The sequence below is a fragment of the Acidilutibacter cellobiosedens genome (genome assembly GCF_004103715.1).
In the GTDB taxonomy this organism is placed as follows: domain Bacteria; phylum Bacillota; class Clostridia; order Tissierellales; family Acidilutibacteraceae; genus Acidilutibacter; species Acidilutibacter cellobiosedens.
On record NZ_CP035282.1, the window covers coordinates 2,162,096 to 2,180,100 of the forward strand.

At 30.6% G+C, this 18,005-nt stretch carries 28 protein-coding genes; 9 read left to right on the plus strand and 19 right to left on the minus strand.

The annotated features are described in order from the left end of the window. Positions 1-3: 3 nt before the first annotated feature. Together EQM13_RS10370 and EQM13_RS10375 are read left to right on the plus strand one after the other, a co-directional pair. Complete coding sequence (locus tag EQM13_RS10370; RefSeq protein WP_206172670.1) at positions 4-909, plus strand: GNAT family N-acetyltransferase; 906 nt, start codon at positions 4-6, stop codon at positions 907-909. Positions 910-971: 62 nt separating this feature from the next. Beyond that, entirely contained in the window at positions 972-1,673 is a 702-nt protein-coding gene (locus EQM13_RS10375) for an NAD-dependent protein deacylase (RefSeq protein WP_114218920.1), read from the plus strand. An 83-nt stretch (positions 1,674-1,756) separates the two neighbouring features. Here the strand turns inward: EQM13_RS10375 and EQM13_RS10380 are convergent, their stop codons facing one another. Next, positions 1,757-2,218 carry a ferritin-like domain-containing protein gene (locus EQM13_RS10380; protein ID WP_240663030.1) on the minus strand — a complete coding sequence of 154 codons (462 nt, stop codon included), beginning with the start codon at positions 2,216-2,218 and terminating at the stop codon, positions 1,757-1,759. A gap of 229 nt (positions 2,219-2,447) precedes the next feature. Then, on the minus strand, positions 2,448-2,831 hold the full coding sequence (locus EQM13_RS10385; RefSeq protein ID WP_128752612.1) for a hypothetical protein: 384 nt from the start codon (positions 2,829-2,831) through the stop codon (positions 2,448-2,450). Positions 2,832-3,007: 176 nt separating this feature from the next. Here EQM13_RS10385 and EQM13_RS18515 point away from each other — a divergent pair, with 176 nt between their 5' ends. Both EQM13_RS18515 and EQM13_RS18520 read left to right on the plus strand, forming a co-directional pair. Next, complete coding sequence (locus tag EQM13_RS18515) at positions 3,008-3,223, plus strand: hypothetical protein (RefSeq protein ID WP_206172673.1); 216 nt, start codon at positions 3,008-3,010, stop codon at positions 3,221-3,223. Positions 3,224-3,384: 161 nt separating this feature from the next. Next, complete coding sequence (locus EQM13_RS18520; protein ID WP_206172674.1) at positions 3,385-3,600, plus strand: hypothetical protein; 216 nt, start codon at positions 3,385-3,387, stop codon at positions 3,598-3,600. Positions 3,601-3,769: 169 nt separating this feature from the next. On the opposite strand, the gene EQM13_RS10405 is transcribed toward EQM13_RS18520, so the two are convergent. From EQM13_RS10405 to EQM13_RS10430, 6 genes are all read right to left on the minus strand, one after another. After that, entirely contained in the window at positions 3,770-4,357 is a 588-nt protein-coding gene (locus EQM13_RS10405) for a hypothetical protein (RefSeq protein ID WP_114218917.1), read from the minus strand. A gap of 180 nt (positions 4,358-4,537) precedes the next feature. Further along, on the minus strand, positions 4,538-4,756 hold the full coding sequence (locus EQM13_RS10410; protein ID WP_114218916.1) for a transposase: 219 nt from the start codon (positions 4,754-4,756) through the stop codon (positions 4,538-4,540). 251 nt (positions 4,757-5,007) lie between these two features. After that, complete coding sequence (locus tag EQM13_RS10415; protein WP_114218915.1) at positions 5,008-5,334, minus strand: nucleotidyltransferase domain-containing protein; 327 nt, start codon at positions 5,332-5,334, stop codon at positions 5,008-5,010. Next, positions 5,301-5,726 (minus strand): HEPN domain-containing protein, encoded by a 426-nt coding sequence (locus tag EQM13_RS10420; RefSeq protein ID WP_161567219.1) that lies wholly within the window; start codon positions 5,724-5,726, stop codon positions 5,301-5,303. Before EQM13_RS10420 ends, EQM13_RS10415 begins: the two co-directional genes overlap by 34 nt. 652 nt (positions 5,727-6,378) lie before the next feature. Continuing rightward, positions 6,379-7,320: a hypothetical protein gene (locus EQM13_RS10425; protein ID WP_128752614.1), complete on the minus strand. Its 942-nt coding sequence runs from the start codon at positions 7,318-7,320 to the stop codon at positions 6,379-6,381. A 324-nt stretch (positions 7,321-7,644) separates the two neighbouring features. Beyond that, positions 7,645-8,610, minus strand: a complete 966-nt coding sequence (locus tag EQM13_RS10430; RefSeq protein WP_128752615.1) for a toll/interleukin-1 receptor domain-containing protein — start codon at positions 8,608-8,610, stop codon at positions 7,645-7,647. 630 nt (positions 8,611-9,240) lie between these two features. On the opposite strand from EQM13_RS10430, the gene EQM13_RS10435 reads away from it, so the two are divergent. Beyond that, the gene (locus EQM13_RS10435; RefSeq protein WP_161567220.1) at positions 9,241-9,486 is read left to right on the plus strand and encodes a hypothetical protein; all 246 of its coding nucleotides are present in this window, start codon (positions 9,241-9,243) and stop codon (positions 9,484-9,486) included. A 93-nt stretch (positions 9,487-9,579) separates the two neighbouring features. On the opposite strand, the gene EQM13_RS10440 is transcribed toward EQM13_RS10435, so the two are convergent. The 4 genes from EQM13_RS10440 to EQM13_RS18525 all read right to left on the minus strand — a co-directional run bounded on the left by EQM13_RS10440 (position 9,580) and on the right by EQM13_RS18525 (position 11,118). After that, positions 9,580-10,071, minus strand: coding sequence for a nucleotidyl transferase AbiEii/AbiGii toxin family protein (locus tag EQM13_RS10440; RefSeq protein ID WP_206172675.1), 492 nt, complete (start codon positions 10,069-10,071; stop codon positions 9,580-9,582). Then, positions 10,068-10,661 carry a type IV toxin-antitoxin system AbiEi family antitoxin domain-containing protein gene (locus tag EQM13_RS10445; RefSeq protein WP_114218910.1) on the minus strand — a complete coding sequence of 198 codons (594 nt, stop codon included), beginning with the start codon at positions 10,659-10,661 and terminating at the stop codon, positions 10,068-10,070. The genes EQM13_RS10440 and EQM13_RS10445 overlap by 4 nt, the downstream gene beginning before the upstream one ends. A gap of 164 nt (positions 10,662-10,825) precedes the next feature. Next, complete coding sequence (locus EQM13_RS10450; protein WP_128752616.1) at positions 10,826-11,008, minus strand: hypothetical protein; 183 nt, start codon at positions 11,006-11,008, stop codon at positions 10,826-10,828. Then, positions 10,975-11,118: a hypothetical protein gene (locus EQM13_RS18525; protein WP_206172677.1), complete on the minus strand. Its 144-nt coding sequence runs from the start codon at positions 11,116-11,118 to the stop codon at positions 10,975-10,977. The genes EQM13_RS10450 and EQM13_RS18525 overlap by 34 nt, the downstream gene beginning before the upstream one ends. Before the next feature lie 214 nt (positions 11,119-11,332). On the opposite strand from EQM13_RS18525, the gene EQM13_RS10455 reads away from it, so the two are divergent. The 3 genes from EQM13_RS10455 to EQM13_RS10465 all read left to right on the plus strand — a co-directional run bounded on the left by EQM13_RS10455 (position 11,333) and on the right by EQM13_RS10465 (position 12,525). After that, complete coding sequence (locus EQM13_RS10455; protein ID WP_128752617.1) at positions 11,333-11,554, plus strand: DUF1659 domain-containing protein; 222 nt, start codon at positions 11,333-11,335, stop codon at positions 11,552-11,554. 41 nt (positions 11,555-11,595) lie between these two features. Further along, positions 11,596-11,814 (plus strand): DUF2922 domain-containing protein, encoded by a 219-nt coding sequence (locus tag EQM13_RS10460; RefSeq protein WP_128752618.1) that lies wholly within the window; start codon positions 11,596-11,598, stop codon positions 11,812-11,814. Positions 11,815-11,982: 168 nt separating this feature from the next. Then, positions 11,983-12,525 (plus strand): sigma-70 family RNA polymerase sigma factor, encoded by a 543-nt coding sequence (locus EQM13_RS10465; RefSeq protein WP_128752619.1) that lies wholly within the window; start codon positions 11,983-11,985, stop codon positions 12,523-12,525. A gap of 139 nt (positions 12,526-12,664) precedes the next feature. On the opposite strand, the gene EQM13_RS10470 is transcribed toward EQM13_RS10465, so the two are convergent. The 7 genes from EQM13_RS10470 to EQM13_RS18245 all read right to left on the minus strand — a co-directional run bounded on the left by EQM13_RS10470 (position 12,665) and on the right by EQM13_RS18245 (position 17,489). Next, the gene (locus EQM13_RS10470; protein WP_114218895.1) at positions 12,665-12,868 is read right to left on the minus strand and encodes a hypothetical protein; all 204 of its coding nucleotides are present in this window, start codon (positions 12,866-12,868) and stop codon (positions 12,665-12,667) included. 2 nt (positions 12,869-12,870) lie between these two features. Next, the gene (locus EQM13_RS10475) at positions 12,871-13,383 is read right to left on the minus strand and encodes a PIN domain-containing protein (RefSeq protein ID WP_206172678.1); all 513 of its coding nucleotides are present in this window, start codon (positions 13,381-13,383) and stop codon (positions 12,871-12,873) included. Positions 13,384-14,029: 646 nt separating this feature from the next. Then, positions 14,030-15,790, minus strand: a complete 1,761-nt coding sequence (locus EQM13_RS10480) for an ImmA/IrrE family metallo-endopeptidase (RefSeq protein ID WP_128752621.1) — start codon at positions 15,788-15,790, stop codon at positions 14,030-14,032. A 30-nt stretch (positions 15,791-15,820) separates the two neighbouring features. Next, the gene (locus EQM13_RS10485) at positions 15,821-16,405 is read right to left on the minus strand and encodes a hypothetical protein (RefSeq protein ID WP_114218892.1); all 585 of its coding nucleotides are present in this window, start codon (positions 16,403-16,405) and stop codon (positions 15,821-15,823) included. A 155-nt stretch (positions 16,406-16,560) separates the two neighbouring features. After that, positions 16,561-16,803, minus strand: coding sequence for a hypothetical protein (locus EQM13_RS10490; protein WP_128752622.1), 243 nt, complete (start codon positions 16,801-16,803; stop codon positions 16,561-16,563). Positions 16,804-17,105: 302 nt separating this feature from the next. Next, positions 17,106-17,270 carry a hypothetical protein gene (locus EQM13_RS18240; protein WP_161567221.1) on the minus strand — a complete coding sequence of 55 codons (165 nt, stop codon included), beginning with the start codon at positions 17,268-17,270 and terminating at the stop codon, positions 17,106-17,108. Positions 17,271-17,312: 42 nt separating this feature from the next. Beyond that, complete coding sequence (locus tag EQM13_RS18245; RefSeq protein WP_161567222.1) at positions 17,313-17,489, minus strand: PDDEXK family nuclease; 177 nt, start codon at positions 17,487-17,489, stop codon at positions 17,313-17,315. A gap of 287 nt (positions 17,490-17,776) precedes the next feature. On the opposite strand from EQM13_RS18245, the gene EQM13_RS10495 reads away from it, so the two are divergent. Then, on the plus strand, positions 17,777-17,998 hold the full coding sequence (locus tag EQM13_RS10495) for a DUF1659 domain-containing protein (protein ID WP_128752623.1): 222 nt from the start codon (positions 17,777-17,779) through the stop codon (positions 17,996-17,998). The last annotated feature ends 7 nt before the right edge of the window (positions 17,999-18,005 follow it).

Genomic DNA, 18,005 nt, shown 5'->3' on the forward strand with positions numbered 1-18,005 from the left:
GAGATGGACACCATAAGCGAAATAAAGAACCCAAGTATTATTTTAAAGGAAAAGATTGATAAAAGGGATTATGATGAAATTAAAAAGCTTGAAAAGCTATGCGCGGAAAGGGATAATGTGTCATTTAAGCTGGAACTTGAATATAAGCTTTGCAACAAGGAAGAATCCGGAAGATGGACAGGAAGTATAAACGATCTTATGTTTTATGATGAGTCGGATTTAAAGGGATATATAGGCATAAGCGATTTCGGGGGCAATGCTTTGGAAGTTAACGGCATGGTTCATCCGGATTACAGAAACATGGGAATTTTCAGTAAGTTATTTTCTCTTGCCGAGGATGAGTGGAGAAAAAGGAAACAGCCGGAGATGCTTTTGCTGAGTGACGGCAGCTCAGCTTCTGGAATTGGATTTATCAAAAAAGCGTGCGATGAATATGACCATTCAGAATATGACATGGTTTTAAACATGGGTGCAGAACAAGGGTCAGGGCCGCGCTCCAATAAATTAAGAAGGGCGTCAGGGGGAGACTATGCGGAAATTGCACGGCAGGACAAAATTTATTTCGGCACCGGACAAGATGATGATACTCAGGTTTTCGAACAAAAATACAATGAAAACAACGGTTCTTTTACGTACATGGCTGAGACGGGAGATAAAGTAACAGGCAAGGTCCGCATAGAAATAAACGAAGGAGCGGGCGGCATATACGGGCTTGGGGTCCTGCCTGAATACAGAGGCAGGGGGTTCGGAAGAGAAATATTAACAATGGCAATTGAAAAGCTTAAGGAAATGGGCGCTCATAAAATTGTGCTGCAGGTGGAGATAAATAATAAAAATGCCTTGAACCTTTACAAATCCTGTGGCTTTGAAGTGAATTATGTTATGGACTATTATAAAATCAATAAATAGCCTTTACAAAACCTGATAAAAATTATAAAGTATATATAGAAAAAAATTACAGGAGGCACTCAATGAATGCAGAATTGGAAAAAATAATACATGACAGCAACAATATAGTATTTTTCGGAGGAGCCGGGGTTTCCACAGAAAGCGGCATACCGGATTTCAGAAGTGTTGACGGGTTGTATAACCAGAAATATAAATATCCTCCTGAAACCATGCTTTCCCACAGCTTTTTCGTTCGCAACACACCGGAATTTTATGATTTCTACAGAAACAAAATGCTGTTTTTAGACGCAAAGCCCAACATGGCTCACATAAGGCTGGCGGAACTGGAAAAGCAGGGTAAATTAAAAGCGGTTATAACGCAGAATATAGATGGTCTTCACCAGGCGGCGGGCAGCAAAAATGTCCTGGAGCTTCACGGCTCCGTTCACCGCAACTATTGCACGAAGTGCGGAAAGTTCTATGGCGTGCAGGCAATCGTCCAAAGCTCAGGGGTTCCGAAATGCAGCTGCGGAGGGACAATCAAGCCCGATGTGGTTTTATACGAAGAAAGCCTGAATCAGGATGTTTTGGAGAAAGCTGTGGAATACATAGAAAACGCCGACGTTTTAATAGTGGGAGGAACATCGCTGGTGGTGTATCCTGCGGCAGGGCTGATTAATTATTACAGGGGAAACAAGCTTGTGCTCATTAACAAATCCTCAACCATGATGGACAGAAGGGCAAACTTAGTTATCAGCAACAGCATAGGAAAAGTGTTTGAATGATAAATGTGAAGCTTCCAAGAGCCTTAGGGGCCTTCATGAGGCATTTATAAAAGCCCATGAAGGCCTTTCGGACTGAATAAATTTTAAAATGGGGCAAATCCCTGTTCCGCCCACCAGTCCTCTTTTAAAATATTGTATTGGTCGGTGAATTGCTTCAGATGGACTTTTTCCCACTGGACAAGAAGCAAATCGAACAATTCCTTGCTTGCCGGTGACGAAACCTTGGCTTTGGCCTTTTCATAGAAATCAACAGAGCTCTGTTCCATCTGCATGCCTATTCCGAAAACCGACATGGCAACTGAAGTTTCGTTTTTATCTACCTTATTCCAGCGGTATATCTCCGGCGACGGGATTTTTATGCCTGCCTCAAGTATATCCTCCAATTTTACCTCACTGCCGTTGTTCAGCCTGCCCCACAATTTTCTCAGATAATCGGCATGTTTCAACTCCTCGTTTGCCAGTTCTAAGAAGGCTTCCTTGGTTCCTTCCGAAGCTGCCTGGTTACCGGCTAATTTGTAGAATTCATAGCCTTCGACCTCATTCAGTACAGCTTAAGATATTATTGACAGTTCTTCCTTATACATTTTTTCCTCCTTGATAATGATAACAAAATTTATGTTTAACTTATACCACTGTTTTACTTATTTTAAACATTTATCCGGATTATAACCATATAAAAGCATATAAAAATGTTGAAAATAATTTTGAGTTTCCCCAAAATAAAGGACTAAAGAATTAAGAAACAGCTAAATTAAAATAGTTGAATAAATCAAATTATTGTGATTTAAGATTTTTATGGATAAAGCTATGAATGCCAACTTTTGTCTTAACTAAAATATCTTCTATGGCATAACCAATAGCATAATAAATGAACTTAGGAATGTTATAAATTCTCTTTGAACATTCCTTAAGCTCTTTAAAAAATATGTTATCTTTCTTTTCCGATGTCATAATACCAATATATCCTACTGTAATAGTTGCGATAAGATTGAAATTACGGATAGATTTTAATGACCAAACCCTTATATCTTCAAAATCAAACTGCTGTTTCTTAAATTTAAAATATTCTTCAATACGCCATCTCATTAAATATACTTTAGCAACTAAAAGAGATATCTTTCTCTTTTCGGTGGATTTTAAATTTGTAAGCAGCATCATAGGGCCTTTCCCAAACCCGTAAACTGATATTAATATTAATTCTTGTTTTGGAAATTTACATAAACTCACAGGAATATAATGGTGTTAGAATATAAATAGTACAAGTCAAAATGAGAAAATCCAAAATAAATATAAATTATGGTACAATGTATGTACCGTAGAAGTAGGAACTCATTATGGCTAAACAATATGATAAACAATTCAAACTGGATGCAATCCAGTATTATCAGGATCACAAGGATCTTGGCCTTATAGGTTGTGCTGAAAACCTTGGTATCAGTCAGCAGAGCCTTTCTACAATACAAAACGAATTCACAGTCATTGCGACTATATGTCACCGGATGATTTTGAAAAACTGTATGCTAAAGTACAGAATGGCAGCTTACTATTAGCTAGTTAAAATGAGGATATTTTTCTCATTTTAATTTGTACTAAATCTTGACATAGGACCAACTGATGGACAATAAAGCATCCATTTTCGCACTCTGATATCATTTCACCATATCAAAATCCGGCAAACAAAACGTCCCCTTGCCTGAAGGAGGAACTCATTATGGCTAAACAATATGATAAACAATTCAAACTGGATGCAATCCAGTATTGTCAGGATCACAAGGATCTTGGCCTTATAGGTTGTGCTGAAAACCTTGGTATCAGTCAGCAGAGCCTTTCTACAATACAAAACGAATTCACAGTCATTGCGACTATATGTCACCGGATGATTTTGAAAAACTGTATGCTAAAGTACAGAATGGCAGCTTACTATTAGCTGGTTAAAATGAGGATATTTTTCTCATTTTAATTTGTACTAAATCTTGACATAGGACCAACTGATGGACAATAAAGCATCCATTTTCGCACTCTGATATCATTTCACCACATTAAAATCTGGCAAACAAAACGTCCCTGTGCCTGCTTTTATAAAGTGTTATAGAAATTTAACTTCTCCCAAATCTTTCTTTCAATTCATATAATGCAAGAAGAGGTCCCTGTTCATAGTCTTTATCCGGATGATATCGTTCAAAGCGTTTAACCTCGTTCATCAAAAAAGGAATTAATGAGACATCTCCACGGAATCCTAATACTAAGCATAACATTGATTTTAAATATTCACTACGTATGTTTTCATATTGTTGAATAATCCAATCGCAGCAATTTTCTTTACAATGAAGAAAAAAATAAAGGGTATTTTCAATATATATATCCTGTAAGTTTGTGATTGCTCGTCTTTGAATCAATGGTTTCATCTCTGCTTCATATTCTAAAATCTTATCACGAAGTTTTTGCCTGTTGTTCGCAGAAATGCCTTTTCGCATATACTTCAGCAATTCTTCAGGCTTAACTGTTGATTCAATAGCAGCTTCATCTTTCAAGTCCTCCAAATTAGGCTTTAATTTGTCTTTCAATGCATCGTTAACCAGTTTCTCTATTCCATCCATAGTATAAAGACTATACTCGAATCGAGCTGCTGAAATCTCTTTTAATGGATGATTTTTAAAATATTTTTTGTTTAATTCTTTTATCATAACCTCTATCTCCTTGCCGGAATAATATTTTCATGTATAATTTCAAAAATACATTTTGAATCTATATAAATTACAATGGCAAATAGCTAAATTCTCTTAATGAAAAGCCTAACATATATATGCACATAGTTTTTTTAACTTACCCTTGTTTTTATTTATAGAACAAAGATAAGATTGAACCTAATTTAATAATTCTGTAAATTGATCAAAAAGTGCATTGTGTGTAACAGCAGCACATAAATTTTTCCACAAATGTTCTATTGCATTAAGTTCCGAGCAATATGAAGGCAAGTATAGAAACTCTATATTCTTTAATTCTTTCAAGTATTCGTTTATACCTTTATTCAAGTTTTCAGTTTCCTTAATAGCTTCTTTTAGTAGCTCGTTAACATCACTCATATTGTCCTCTCCCTAACAATAACAATATCCAACAACATTGTTAATAATATTATACATACATTACCAATTCTAATCAATAAGCAAAAAAAAAAACGCCAATCAAGAGAATATATCTTCTGAATAACGGTCAGTCATGAATATTATATTCATACATCTATTTCTACACCACAGGTCTTTGCCGCTTTAATAAATAAAAATCTTAAAAAGTGGCTCAATAACTGCTCACCCACTATATGACCCGCCCTTGCCTGTTAATTTATGAATACTTCAATTCCTGTATTAATCACTTCTTCTACAATTCCCAACTTTTCTTCATAGTCTCGTGTTGTAAAAGAAATTGGTTGTAAATCAACGCCCCTAAATTTTCTAGCTCTTTTCAATAAATATTTTATACTTTCAACACGATCCATATCCTTGAAAGAATCTGAAAATATAGCTAAATCAATATCACTATCAATGTTATAATTACCTTTAGCATATGAACCAAATATAATAGCTTTATCTATCCGAATATCATCACTTAAATCCTTCAAGTAATCTTCAACTACATTTCTAATGTTTTCAGGGATTTTAACCATGAAAACACCTCCTTAGTTTTATTTAAAACCTCTGCAGCTTTCTCTCTAGTTATAGATTGTGATAATTTTTCTTTATAAGATGGATATCTTTCCGAAATATAATATGCTAATAATTCATCAAAGAAATCAAAATATTTTTCAGCAACTAATTTATCATCTAAATCAAACTCATTTATATTAAAAATTCTCTCAAAAATATTCCAGATATTATGAACCCTAGGAGGTTCCACGCCTTTATATAATACAAATAATCCCTTAACTAGTTTTTCCACCGCTTGCTGACATATAAAAACGACATACAAATATCTGCCTGACGACAACATTGCTCCCGCTGTAATTAAATCATAGTCAGCTATATCTTCCCAGTAATTATATTTTTCTCTATTATCCAATCCCGACACCTCCGCTGACACAAATTATATCATTTGACCTAATAGTATTATATCATAATTCAGTTTTTATTTAACAAATTAATTCACCTTGTCAATTTAATTGGACTTACTTGTTAATAAACACAAATATTAAATACAGTGAATATGTTCTCACAAATAAAAAAACATTGCATGTCATCTACACACTTAATAGATTAATCTGTTAATATTACCATGTTTTATCGCTTTTCTAATTTCAAGATCACTTCATAATGCCCATTATTAGGAAACATATATATAATCTTAACTTTGCTCACTCTGTAGCCTCTGTTTTCAAATATTTTTAAAGTTTTTAACATCACATTCTCTTTTGCCATTTTTGCTGATATAATCCCCTCTAAAATTGTACTTTCCTTTAATTGACGTCAATTTTATAAATTATCCAATAATTTATTATATTAATTCTACAATATTTCAAACATTCCTCCTTATTTTCCATAAATATTACAAATTCTTCTAAAAATCACAATAGTAAAATCTCTCTCCATTTTCTATATAAAAAACAAAGGCATAAATGAAATATCCCGTACCTTAAAAATATCCTACAGGGCAGTGATAAACAAAAGTTGATGGTAACAAATGTCCTCATACATAGGGTAGGAAGCTACTTATATCATTCTATTTGCATACTATATTTATTGTTTTCTTTCAGAAATTCCTTTAGACATGAGGATACTCGGACAATATCTGTATCAATAAAGTTCTGTATAATAGAGGCAACCCAATATTGGCTCCCTTCCGGAGGAGTTTCTCCTATGTCAATGTAATCAATATAATCAGAAGATCTGATACATGAAGGCTCAATTAGGATTATCAGTGAGATAAAAATCACCATAATATTTCTTATTATTGATATAAGATGAATTATTGCATCTCTTCTATGATCGTAAATATAATTTGGTAAATTAGACATGATATATTTGCTACCATTAGCATGTACGTAATTGTTTAGTTCACGGTCAAGAGTTGACCATAAAGGTTCTAAATATAATTCAAAACAATTTTTAATAGTATCATCATTTTTTAACATAGAGATATATTTAGAAGCATCAAAATATAGCCTTCTGTCTTGAAAATGAGCAGCATCCGATAATGTGTTTTCTAGCCATGAATCAACAGCCTTTTCATGAGGCTTCTTTTTACAACCAGATGATATGATTTCAAATAATAAGTTTACACCTTCTATAACTTTATCAACATTTATTATATCATTAAAATATTTCTTTGATTCTTCTTCAGAAAAACCTTCCATTCTATCAAGTGTAAAAATTATAAATAAGTATTGCATTAAATCATCGCGAAATTTCCGTACAAGCGTAAACGCATCTGAAAAGCATGCATATTTACAGCACCCCCATATGCTTGATAATGTATGTCTTGCAGCATCTAAAGCCTGCCCTTGTATTAAATAAACTTTATTCCCGATATACTCACTTTTAACCTGTTGAAATTCATTATCAGAAATGAAATCAAGTAGATCTGACATTTCATCTAACGTTTCCTTAAAAACAACCATGTTTTCATCATTATCATCAATTTTGATAGAATTATACATCACATCAGCCTCCTTACCAGATATGAGATTTATCTGCTTTATTACTTTAGCGTTTTCGATGATTTAATACGTTATAAACATAACGGAAAATTAGATTTAAGCCATTATACATTGTTATATTCCTATAACTATCTAAGTTTTCCTCTCCACTTATAACATCCCTCCAATTAACATTTTAAACAATATCTGTACCATAAAATAACTAAACACTTTTTATTTTGAATTATACCTTTTTATACATTTTCAAAATTCTTACTTATTCTTAATATGAAATAAATTTTTACTATTTTTCTTTTAGCACAAAATAAAAACAGTAAATTATTTTTAAATCCAATGTATAATTTCTTTCCATATCTCTTTTGCTATATCTTCCGCAGCACAAGATTCATTTTCGGAGAAAATATTCATAGTCCTTTTTAAGCTTAAATTATTATGAGAATCTATTTCACATGTAACAATTTCATTCATAGAATTATCTCCCTGATAAATCATATTTCCATAAGAAAAATTTATATTATCTATTTTACTAAAATTAGAACCAACCCACATCTTAATCGAATACTTTAAATTACCATCAATATACATTTTAAACAATACTTTTTTACTTGTTAAATCTTCCTGTTCATATTCAAAATTAGGATTCTTAATTTTCGTATCCTTCAGCAATTTAGTAAAAACCTTTTTCATTTTTTCAAAACTATCTTTCATAAATCTATTCTTATCTAAATCAGTTATTTTTTTAAAACTGGGAATAAGGCTGATATAATCATTAAATTTATCATCATTTAATTCTTTAGAATTCATAGATCTCAAATTAGGGATACCTCCGAGGGGTGATGCTTCATATATCGGAACATCCAATAATCTATAAAGTAATTCTTTAAACTTTTCCTCAAATTTAGTATCATCAGAAAAGTCAATATAATAAACCCCTTGTAAATAAAAAGGTACAGTGTCTGTTTTATCCTTTTCTCTAATAATCGGAATAATCTTATCTTTATTAGATTGAATTAGAGGTAAAAGCAACCTCGTTTCAAAACCTACACCACCAGACATTTTATCTGCCCTCTCTTTATAATTATTAGTTAATATAACTAATACAAAATCTTTTATCCTTATATTGTCAGCCATCATGGAATATAGATTAGTTGTCCCTTTTTGTGTTTCAAAAACATCTATAGTAGCGTCAATGCCTTTTTCCCTTAATCTGTTAGCAAAATTAACTACCCATTTTTGATGTTGTGGACTATCCCAGCTATAGCTGATAAAAGCTGTAGGATTTTTAGTCATATAATCAATTCCCTCCCCATATGAATAAAATTTTCAGTATATAAACTACACCAAATATCTTATAAATTATTTTTAAAATAGCGATTTTCTTATAGGATTATAGTAACATATGAAGTCACATATATTGTTTTAGAATTAATACCTTAAATATCCTTTATATATTTATAAATTCATCATACTATTGTGTAAAAAGCATTATATTTCTAACTGTTCAATATCAATTTCTATAAATTATCCAACAATTTATTATAGTAATTCTACAATATTATGTATATTCCTCCTTACTTTTCATAAGTATTGTAAATCCTTTTAAAAATCGTAATAGTAAGTCCCACTTTATTTTCTATATAAGGAGTAAAAGGTAGTAAAAAAGATGGCTATAGAGGGATATAAATATGAGTTAAAGATAAAACTTGACGTGATGAATGGCATAGCCACAATAGATATATTCAGCTACAAAGAAGAAAGTTTGGTGAGGTAATCAATGCAAAGATAATAACTACAGAAACAGAAGAAATAACATTTTAAGAAATCAATATAAATTCTATGCCAGCAGCTGTGATAACTGCCGATGTAAAAATATACCGTTTAATATATAAATAAGGGAATATTCCTTACTACTATTTCAAAATGGAAGACAGATATATGATAAAATCATTAAAAAGAAATCCTCACAAAAGAGAAGAACTTCTAAGAAAACTAAAACCTTTAATTATAAAAAGCGTCAGAAAATATTACAACGACTTTTCTCAATTTGAGAATCTGGTTCAACAGGGGTATGAAGTGATTCTTAAAGAAAATATCATACAAAACTATGACAAACACCAAAACAACAGTACTGAAAAAACCGAGAAAGCAAATAGAAAATTAATATAAATAAGCCGGAAAGATTTTATATTGGAATAAAACCTTTCCGGCTACATATAAACAAATAACCCATTATTTTATCAACTTACAAATAAGTAAAACTTAATGTGGACAAGCGAAGCATCCATTTTCACATTCTGACATCCTCATATCTACCGTCAAAAGGTGGCAAACAAAACGTCCCCATGCCTGCAGAGGAGTAACAATTGTATCATAATCTGCTCTTATCCCTACTCTATATCCACCATACATATCATCATCCCGTATTGGTTCAATTCCTGTAAAAGAAAAATTTACATCATCATTAATTTCAATATTACAAATTTCTGTAATCGCTTTTGTTAATGAGTCTATAGTTATAGGATAGTTTTTAATAGTAGCATCCATATCCATTGTAGAACGATTATCAATTCCCACAATGGCAGCTATTAACATTCCACCTTTTAAAATAAAATTATTTTTATAATCAGATATAGATAGTCTTTCAAGAAATCTTTCAAACATATAATTCTGCAATATAACTTGAGCCGATATATCTTTTTCTTTTGCTAAATTCCTAACCTTTGCCTTTAAACTCATGGCTTTTCTACTCATAGAAGTACCTCCATATAGGTATTTAATATTTTTTCTACATCAAGTTTTCTTGCATATTCCATCAGTAAAGCATAATCTAATTGTTTTTTATTTACTACTCTTTTGAGGGCATCAGTAAATATTTGAATATCTATCCTGTTCCTGCTTCTCAATATATCACAAATGGTTCTTTCCACATTATATATCCTTATGGTATTCCCAAAGGATGTTTTTCCTTCTATTACACCCATTAGATGTAGATCTTTTTTTATATAATAGATTTTAAATCTTTCACTTATATTACTTACAACTTTATATCCACTTGGTACAGTTGCTGAATATTCAAAAGGTGTTCTATCTGATAATTCATGTAAAAAAAGAGCTGTTTCATGTGAATAGATTAATTTAGGATATTTCTTTTGCATTATATACATTTCATCTTCTAATAAATCAGGCAATACATAGACACCTCTACCTATTTTTTCAATTTTGCCTTCAGCAACCAACATAGATAAATAAGTTCTTGGAATTTTATTTTTATCTAAATCTAAACTTAATAGAGTTCCGTTTTGCTCATTTATAATCTTTTCTATTCTTTTATAGTAATCCATAAGCTTCACCTTCTCGTTTTACAAATATACTTATACTGTATACAATATAGGTATATTTGTAAAGCTTCTTTATTCAGTTTTTTCCTCTTTTATACAAAAAAACAGCTTACTTTGTCTATCTATAAAGGAAACGGCTTTTTACTATTTTAATATCCCTGAACACTTTAATCAAAACGACGTGCAAACATGTCTACACACTCAATGTCCAACACAACGGAAACATCAATTTTATTTTTCAAAACCTTATTTCTGAAATCATCACCATCTGTTGTAAAAGTATTGTAATTCGCAAAGTGTTGAAAACTCAGGATTTCTACGTATCTTTCCTTTGCATTCCTATTACGCACTCCACGTGCCCCTTCTTAGTAAACATATCTATAATCTTGACTTTGCTCACCCTATAGTCCCTGTCTTCAAATATCTTTAAACTCCTTACCATCAAATTTTCTTTTGCCATTTGTGCTGCTATAAAGCCATTTAAAATTATACTTTCCTTTAATCAATATTAATTTTTTAATTTTTGTAGATTATCTAACAATCTATTATAGTAATTCTACAATATTTTTAATATTCCTTTTTACATTCCATAAATATTACATATATTTTTTAAAAATCACAATAGTAAAATTCCCCTATATCTTCTATATAAGAAGTAGAAGGAGGTGAAAAAAATGATAAATGAATACAAATATGAATCCAAAATGAAACTTGAGCTTGACGGCGGAATGGACGGAGATAAACAAATAACAAAGTCCAAGACTTACGGCAATATAAAACCGGATACTGATAACGAAAAATTTTATCAGGTTGCCGGCTCTATATCGGGTCTTCAGTCTCTTCCGGTGCTTAAGGTAAAAAGAATCGAAGAAATTGAATTAGAAGAAGAAGAATAATTAAAAAATATATAAATTCAAGAAAGGAGGAGTAAATTCAAATGGCGGAATCAAAAATTCAGATGAATTTCAAAACGAGCGGAAACAAAAAAGTCAGCATATCCGTGGATAACCCGAAAGAAAGCCTTACTTCTACAGATATCAAAAACGTGATGGACGGAATAGTCACAGCGAATATATTCGACTATAAAGGAGAAAGTCTGGCGGAAGTGGTTAACGCAAAGATAATAACTACAGAAACAGAAGAAATAACATTCTAAAAAAATAAAATAAATTCTATGCCGGCGGTTGTGGTAACTGCCGGTGTAGAAATATACTTAAAGGAAAAATATACCATCCGGAGCCTATTCCGGAACGGATGCCAATACCGATTAATATATAAATAAGGGAATATTCCTTACTCCTATTTTAAAACGGAGGATAGATATATGACAAAATCATTTAAAAGAAATCCTCACAAAAGAGAAGAACTTCTGAGAAAGCTAAAGCCCTTAATCATAAAAAGCATCAGAAAATATTACAATGACTTTTCTCAATATGAAGATCTGCTTCAGCAAGGATATGAAGTAATCCTCAACGGAATAGACGAATTTGACGAAGAAAAAGATGTGAATTTTTTATGGTTTATAAAAATGAAACTTAAATTCTATTATCTTGATAAACATAAATACAAAAAAGAAAAACCTTCCTCATTAAATAAACCTATCGGAGAAGACGGAGATGAAATTTTGGATTTGATTCCCGACAATGACAAATCTCCTTTGGATAAAGTTTTGGAAAAAGAAAGAAAGGTTCGTCTAAGAAAAGCGATGAAAGTATTAACACAAAGGCAAAGAAAAATAATCATCTATTATTATATGAAAAACAAAAGCATAAAAGAAATATCCCATATATTGAAAATATCCTACAGAACCGTTATAAACACCAAAACAACCGCATTGAAAAAACTGAGAAAGCAAATGGAAAATTAATATAAAGAAGCCGGGAAGATTTTATATTGGAATAAAACCTTTTCGGCTACACACAAGAAAATGACAAGCAAAACATTTGATTGACGTATTCTACTAAATGTGGCCAGCAGAACCGTCCCTGTGGTCTATATGTTTTATATTATTCTTCATTATTCTTTATACATTCCATAGCCTTTTCGCTTAATTCTCTAACCGTCAAATCTTCAAACAAGTTTTCTTGCCATTTTGTATAATCAAAGGGTTCTCTAATTATTAAAGTAATAAATCTTTCAGCATCTACTTTACCCAGTTTTTCAATTAATACATCCATTCCTTCTTGTCTTATGACTGCATCTGTCCTCATAGTTATCCCTCCATTTCAATAACAAAATCAATAGGGCTGCTTATTTTTACCTCTTTTATTTTAAGATTTAATAATTTTTTATCTGTTGTTATAAAATAATCACAATTACTAAATGCTGCACATGCCACATGCAATGCATCTTTAGATTTAATACCCATTGTATTTAATGTTTCAGCAAATTTAATTATTTCTTCATTTTGTATAATTATTTCTGAAGCTAAGCTTTTCCATTTAATTATGGTGTCTTTCCTTATTTCATATGGGTTTTGACCGTTCTCATACTCTAATATAAATGACCATACCAATTTATATTCTTTAGATATTATTTTATGTTGAATAAATAACTTAGCCTGTGATTCAAGATATATTTTTAACTGTGTCTGATCATCAAACGGCCTATTGAAGCAACAGTTATCTAAATATATTTTCATTCTTAACAAACCACCTTTATTTTTTCTCTTGTAATTACTATAATAGCTCTTCTTACAGCTTATTCTCTTTCTTCCTTTACCCATTCTTCAAATAACTAACAGGAAGTTCATTACCATTCCTTTCTTAGCCAATCCATTACCTCGCTCTCATTATCCCTTGCTTTTATTATAACATAAATAACTGCACCTATTAGTATAGAAATATTAGGAATTGTCGTCGACCTATTAGAAAATAATATTGTTCTTTAATATAGTAAAAACCTGGCGCACGTCGAGTAGGCGGAGCCTCTTGGCTCCAACCCCTCACAGAACCGTACGTGCCCTATTAAGGCATGCGGCTCTTCACTCTATCATTTACAGCAAATAGCTATTTCTGCTATCCTTCTTAGTTTTGTTTCCACCAATTTTCCTCCTCCGCATAAGATTGTTGTTTCCCTTTGAAGGCCGATATTGTGTTACCGCCTTCCCTCAACAGGAATTACTCTGTTTCCTTGGTACTATGCAGTAATCTGACTCCCTATGTGCATTGGATTATCTTGCTTTGTTATCACTTGATTTAATCCTATCAAACCATCAACCTTCCTGATTGGGATTTCGGGGCTCTATCCCTTCAACTATTGTTTACCGCCTACTGCCTAACTGTCTACGCTTGACATCATAAGTCGCCTGATGATGCCTAAGACTCGCTATGAGTGGTTTGCTAAACCTTACTCAGCGGGTGTCCCACGTCTTATAAATCTTCTTTAATATATATAAGTGATAGTACCTTATTTTTATAAATACATTTTGATTGTATAAAAAATTTATATCTTGTTTTTTCTTCAAACCATTCATCAGAATCATAAACGTCTTCTATTGTAATAGATGGATTTTCTATAGCATTATAAATATTGTTTACCTTAATAATAGACTTAGGCTCTTTATCGTTATATTTATCGAAAAAAGTTTCTGAACCCTTCCACCATTTATAATTTTCACCTATAGTATAAAAAATAGCTATATCATCTTTGCTCAATTCTACCCATCTCATAGCTGTCAAGGTTATAGATGTATTAAATTTATTTTTCAATTTAAGAATATTTTTATAATCAAAATTCAAATTTTCTATTATTTTCAAAAACATTTTTTTAGGCAATAATAAATTTTTTGCAAATCTGTTCGCTTCATTTTCTTTTTCATTTATTTTAGTATTAAATTCATCCTCACATATATCACTGCTATTACAAACATATTCGCTTATACGATCATGCCCTTTTAAAATTCCATGACCTATTTCATGAGCAATTGTAAAATTAAGTCTTCCTGTGGACTTCCCGACTTTATTTGCTACTATTATAGGTTTTATCAATGATGAATGTCTTATTAAGCAGCCTTCAAATTCTTTGGTTTCAAACTCATCAACTAAAACTGGAAATCCAAGTATTTTAGCCAATTCCTTTGCCTCTCTATTGCATTGTTCAAAATATTCTTGCAAGAAATAAGAATAATCTGCTATATCCCATTTTTCATTAGAAGGAATTCTTATAATATTTAAGTCTGCATCATTAACATAAGTTTTAGAATAATTTTGAGCTGTTTCATATAAAATTTTTCTATCATTTTCAGATAAATTTTTAATTCCATTTCGTGCTGCAAATGACACTTCGTCAAATTTTTTTTCTTTCTTAGTATTATTAATTAATCCTTTTAACGAATTTTTTAATAGAATTGAGGATGAATTATTTAAATTAATATAAGAACTAAAAATATACTCTGATATAGTATAGCGGTACTTTTCCTCCATTCTTTTCTTGGCTGTTTTCGATTCCAAAATATCAAAAGCTAATTGAACAACACATTCATTTTTAGAACTTAAAATCCTTTCTAAAAATATTTGCCCCATTTCAAAATTATTATCACTTCTTAATAAAGAAATAATATATTCAATAATTTCAAATCTTAAAAAAGGTGTATCATCAATTAGTTTTTCTAAAACATTTATATTATTTTCATCATTATTTACAGCATTAACTAATACCTTTATATCATTAGTATCAATCCTAATAAAATCACCAAAATTAGATTTTACATATTCATCATCTAATTCTTTTGCAAACTTTAAATTTTTACTAACTAAAAATGAAAATAAATCATACTTTGCAAAAGAGTGAACCCCACCCTTTATAAACTTTTTAATCCAATTGTATCCTATTTCATCTATAAACAAAATCCCTAAATTAATCAAAGCTATCTGCATATTTTCATCACAATCACTATAAGATTTAGATAATTTATCTCTTAGTATCTTAATAAAAATAGGATTATTATGTACAAACTTTTTGAGTTGAGTAGCCCATCCTAAATCTGGTTCATTTACAATTCTTAAGGCTAAAGTATTAATCTCATTATCCAATTTTTTTCTGTTAGTATTTAATAAAGATTTTTCTATAATACTATAAATATCTTTATCCATTTTATCTGAAATTTTTACTTTAAAATCAGAAATACTCATGATTATCACCCTCGTTTATAGCTGATATATTCAAATAACTATATCTTCCCACTCAACTTCATTCCATCTTTCAAATCCCAAAATCTGAAAAGTTCCCTTTTCTGCAAATACAATTCTATCTTTAATTAAATATCCATTAGGAATGCTTTTAACAACGCCACCGGTTTTACTAATCTTTTTAAACTTTTCCTTCATTATAATCCTAATTTTTACTCTATACTTCAAGCTGTCTACATTTATACCATGTGTTTGCTTAATTATTGGTGATATATCTGCGTCTCTTAAATTTTTGTGATATGAACCATAAACTCCATCTCCATAATGTACTAAATACTCTGGATTAAGTGATTTGAATATACAGTTCCTACACATGCACCTAATCACTGAACCTATATTTTGATTACTCTTTATCTTATACATTAAAGATTCCTTCTCAAAGTATTTATATATAATATCTCCTTCTTCTAAAATTTTATTTTCTGCTTCTATAGAATATTTATCACAATTAATATCATCTTTCTTTAATATGCCTTCTATTTCTACTTCTTTATGAAGATGCGGACTTTCCACTCCCCACATTTTACATATATTGCATGATGGATAACCTAAAGACATACCCAAGATTCCCCCTAACATTTCTACAAATAATATATTAATATATTTCTAAATAAATATCTCATGGTTCCTCTATTTAATTTTAAAAATCTTTTCCTCCATATTGAAAAAGTCGATGTTGACAAAATAATTGCAAAAAAACTAAAAATACTCTTTTATGATTGATTACAACAGTTATTTATAATGTAATCCCAAAGTTTCCTGCCATTTTCCTCTCCTATTCCAAACATTGTAGCCCTGAAAACATAATTTGTATTAGTAATTTTTTTAATCTCAGATGCCTTAAGTGGTTTCGATAATTTAACATAGTTATCTAAATAGGTATAACATTCCTCATTTATATCTGTAATTTTATCATGGTAATTTTTCTTTTTTATTTCTCCGTTTCCAATGCCCATCGCAACGACTCCCGTGCCACTCCTATATAGAAATACTCTGTCTCTCTTTTTTATTTTGTTGATATTATATTCCATGGCTCATAATAAGCTGCTATTTTACCGTTATTAACCATATCCGCATCATCAACTCCACTGTTTTTTAAATTCGTATTCAGTATATAACAACCTTCTTCAAGTTCAATAACATCATTATCTGGACTAAAAGTATCAAATTTAATAAGTTTTTCATTTTTTTCTGTTAAAAAAACTCTATAAACTATTGCATTAATCGATAATCCCGTATCATTCCAATAATTAACTGTTTATCTGGTATCGGTTCCATCTGTAATAATTAAAAAATGCTGTTTTCTGTTAATCTCATTCTCGCGAAGCTCTTCTTCTCTTCGTAAGTCAAAGTATTTCTTATGTTCTTCAAGGAGTTCAACTAAAGAATCCTTTTTGTGCTTTCTAAATAAATTGTTTAGCATCTCATAGTTGTATTGTCCAAATATTTGTCCGTATCTTAGAACTTAAAGTAAATTCTCAGGGTCAGATTCCCAACGTTTTAACTCTAAAATGGACATATCTCCTTTTCTGTCAAGAGCTAAAATATCCGGTTCTTCTTTACTTTTGCGTTCTTGAAAAATAGTCATCAAACTATCTTCAGATATAACACTCTCAATATTGATAGCTATAAGATTCTCCAAATCTTTAAATAAACTTTAAAGATCAAAATACACATATTTTTCATTTTAAAATATTCAAATATATTCAAGCTTTAATTATTTTTAAAAAATAAAAAATTATTTGCTATATTACAAATTTTAAATAAAATAAATTCTTCGGAAACTATTCAACAACCTGTTATATCAATTCTACACCATTCCAAATATTCCTTCTTATATTTCATAAATATTACAATATATTTTCTAAAAATCACAATAGTAAAATTCCCCTATATCTTCTATATAAGAAGTAGAAGGAGGTGAAAAAAATGGCTATAAATGAATATAAGTACGAATCCAAGATGAAACTCGAATTTGACGGCGGAATGGACGGAGATAAACAAATAACAAAATCCAAGACTTACGGCAATATAAAACCTGATACCGATAACGAAAAATTTTATCAGGCTGCCGGTTCTATATCTGGACTTCAGTCTCTTCCTTTGCTTAAGGTGAAAAGAATCGAAGAAATCGAATTAGAAGAAGAATAATTAAAAA